General features: G+C 64.4%; 3 protein-coding genes. All 3 read right to left on the bottom strand.

Annotated elements, in window-relative coordinates; genetic code table 11:
• On the bottom strand, positions 1 to 1,199 hold a 1,199-nt coding region (locus JHD07_RS18680), incomplete at its 3' end, for a methyl-accepting chemotaxis protein (protein ID WP_291624623.1).
• 297 nt (positions 1,200 to 1,496) lie between these two features.
• Positions 1,497 to 3,140, bottom strand: coding sequence for an amidase family protein (locus tag JHD07_RS18675; protein ID WP_291624622.1), 1,644 nt, complete (start codon positions 3,138 to 3,140; stop codon positions 1,497 to 1,499).
• Positions 3,141 to 3,342: 202 nt separating this feature from the next.
• A partial coding sequence (locus JHD07_RS18670; protein ID WP_291624621.1) for a PfkB family carbohydrate kinase occupies positions 3,343 to 3,580 on the bottom strand: 238 nt, incomplete at its 5' end.

Here is a 3,580-nt window from a genome sequence, read left to right as displayed (position 1 = left end):
ATCGTGTTGATGAGCTCGACCACATCGCCGATGCGGGTTGAAGCGCGCGACAGCTCGCCGACCTGGTTCATCGTGTTACGCGCCTGACCGACCGCCTCGCCGGCCATGCGCGCCGATTCCTGCACCTGCCGGCCGATTTCGTTGACCGAGGTCGACAATTCCTCGGTCGCGCTCGCCACTGATTGGACGTTGGCGGAAGCCTGTTCCGAGGCAGCGGCGACGGTCGTCGTCACCTCCTGGGCCTGGGTCGCCGAATGGGTCAGGGTATTCGCTGAGGCTTCCAATTCGGTCGAGGCCGATGCCACCGCATCCACGATCTCGCCGACGGCGTGTTCGAACTCGTCCGCGAGTTTGGACATTTCCTGCTTGCGGCGCCTCGCATCGGCCTGCTCGCTGGCCTTCTGCTCCTCCTCCATCCGGCGGATGCGTAGCCCGTTTTCCTTGAACACGAGCAGCGCTTTGGCCATGTCGCCGATCTCGTCGTTGCGCGTGGTGTAGACGACGTCCGTCTCCAGCTTCCCGTCGGCAATGACCCGCATCGTGCCGTTCAAGCGCTGGAGCGGCGATGTCATGCGCACCAGGACAAAGCCTGCTGACGCGAGACCTATCAGTAACGCAAGGCCGGCGAATGCGAACGTGGCCATCTTTGCCGCAGCGTAGGTCGCTCGCGCGTCGGCGACGGCTTTGGCGGCCCCCTTCTCATTGAACTCGACGTCGGTATCGATCGCGTCCTGGGCTTCGGCAAACAGGGCGTTACTGGGCCCATTGAACCCGCTGATCGCCTTGGCCGGCTCGCTCGCCCAAATCCTCAAAGTTTGATCCTGGTCGGTCAAGTAGCGCTTCCACTTCTCCTGGAATTTGTTCCACAGCGCCTGCTCCTCCGCCGAGACGATGGTTGGTTCATAGGCCTTCACGGCACGAGCTAAACTGACCTGAAATTGAGCTAGCTGCATTTCCGCCGTGTTGCGTTCCGACGGATCACTCGTCATCAAGAGACGGCCGGCCACGACTCGGATCCGCGCTGTCCAGTATTTCACGTCGCCAAGCGCCTTGGTCGATGGCAACCAGCTCGTAGCGAGATCTTCTGCGTTCGCATTAATCGCCGCAGCGCGGGAGAGTGCCATCCACGCCTGTCCCATGATCAGGACGACGAGAAGAGAAAGGATGCTGAGAAGAGTGGTTTTGACAGTGAGGCGCATATTTGCTCCGGCAAGCAAAGGTTGACAGGTCCGGACATCGTTGTTCGGCTTGGTTGACGAAACCTAACTGGCGAGCATCGTGTAAGTACGGATCGTTGCCACGCGGCAGCAACACCAGCGATCGATCTAGCGGGGAACCGGAAAGCGGGCTTGATGGGTGAGCTCCCTCGTCGGCTTGTCAGCTCAGCGCCCGCACTCCCGCTGCGCGAGCGGAACCGCGCCGCATCAGTTCCAAAGACAGACCTCCGATTGGTTCGCGCGTGACTTCTTCCAGAACGAAGGTGCGCGGCCCTATCTTCAGAGCCCCGGCAAACCGGGCGGCGGCTTGCGCAAGTCGGAGGCCTGTTCATACGCGTAGGCGAGACGCAGCAGCTTGTGCTCGCTCCAGGCGCGGCCTGCGAAGGCGACGCCGAGCGGATAGTCGGGCGTATCCTTGCCGTCGGTCGTCCCCGAGATGAAGCCTGCTGGCACCATGACGCTGGGATAACCTGCCTTGGCCGCGATCGACGCACCCGTGGCGCCGGGGAACAGCACGGCATCGAGCTTGTGCTGGTTCATGTAGGCGTCCATGCCGCCCGTCTTGGCCGAAATCAGGTCCATGGCGCGCGCGGATTTGTACTCGCGCTCGCTGAGATCGCCCCTGGTCATCTCCGCGGCGAGAAAGTGGTCCTGGCCGAAACGCAGCGCCCTGCCCGCATTCCTCTCGTTGAAGGCCACGATGTCGGCCATGGTCTTGACGTCCGTGTTGGCCGCCCACTCCTTCAGATACAGATTGAGGTCGTGCTTCAGCTCGTAGAGGAACACGACCGGTGGTCGTGCGACGGTGCCCTTGTGTTCGCTCAGCGGATTGCGGTTGAGCACGGCCATCGTCGTGCCCGGCCCGCCGATCCAGCCCGCTGTCGGCATGCTGGCACGCACGATGACGGCGCCGAGGTCTTCCAGCACCTGGATCGCTTCGGCCATCAGCTTGGCCGACGTTGGTGGCAACTTGCCGTAAAAGCAGTCGTTCAGCGGATCTGCGGGGTCGCTCGGGACCCCGATCCGCGCACCCTTCATCGCATTACGCGTCAGGCCGGCGGTGTAATCGGCCGGCCGCCGCTGCTTTTGCGTCGCCGGATCGAGCGGATCCGTGGCAGCGAGCACGTTGAGCAGCAGCGCCGCGTCGCGTACCGTTCGCGTCATCGGTCCTGCGGTGTCCTGGCTGTGCGCGATCGGCACGATGCCGGCGCGGCTGATCAGCCCGACCGTCGGTTTGACCGTGACAAGGCCGTTCTGGCTGGCGGGCCACAACAGCGACCCCGAAGTTTCCGTGCCGATCGAGGCCGCACACAGGCCAGCCGCCACTGCGACCGCCGAGCCGGCGCTCGATCCGCCCGGCGACACGACCGGGATGCCGTGATCACCGACCAGCGCCAGCGCGTAGGGGTTTTTCACCTGTCCGCCCAGCGACGAATAGCCGGCGGGCATGTCGACCGCGAGCATGTTGGAGAACTCGGTCAGGTTCGCCTTGCCGAGGATCACCGCGCCGGCCTCGCGCAGCAGCCTGACGATTGTGGCATCGGCCCGCGCCTGCGCGCCTTCCAGCGCCAGCGAGCCCGCCGTGGTCGGCAGCTCGCCGCCGGTCGCGATGTTGTCCTTCACCAGGATCGGGATGCCGGCCAGCGGCCGACTGGCCGACGGCTTGACGCCGTCGAGCCTACCCGCGATCGCGAGTGTGTCAGGATTGAGCGCGCGGACCGCGTTGAGCTTGGGCCCATCGCGGTCGTAGGCTTCAATGCGCGCGAGATAGGCTTTGACCAGCGCCGATGCCGTGACATGCCCGTTGACCAACGCATGAGCGATATCGCTCATCGAGGCATGATCGAGCTTCAAGGGGATCGGCGCCTCGGCGCCGACTGCCGCCGCGACGGTGGCGGCATCGCCGCGGGATGGCTTCTGCACGGCTATTTCGCCTGAAGGCGCGTCCCTGACCACGAGACCGCGACGATGCCATCATGCCAGTGTTTTGCCCGACGGGTCAACGTTCCGGCGCATCACATCGACCGTCAGCCCACGCGCTGCACAAGCCATTGAAACGACTACTCCCGGCTACTATGCATGGGGTTGTTTTTTCGTTTTTGTTCAGTTCGCATGTGAGGCGGCGCTATGAGCTCCAACTCACCTCGTGGCGCCAAGGCGGATCGGCGCCCGGACGGGTGCATGTGAGGCCGGCGCAATCGGCGGCGAAGGACAGCGCGCGCCGAAGCTCGTCGGCAGCGATGTCCTTCAAGGCTTGCCGGGCCATGCGACCCTGCTCATGAAAGGCGACCAGCAGCGCGGCCTGAAAGCTGTCGCCGGCGCCGATCGTGTCGGCCACTTCGACCTTGGGCGCGGCGACCTCG

It is taken from the genome of Bradyrhizobium sp. (genome assembly GCF_016462955.1).
Classification (GTDB): domain Bacteria; phylum Pseudomonadota; class Alphaproteobacteria; order Rhizobiales; family Xanthobacteraceae; genus Bradyrhizobium.
Note: the sequence above shows the minus strand (reverse complement) of the source record. Positions and strands in the feature narration are given on the sequence as shown.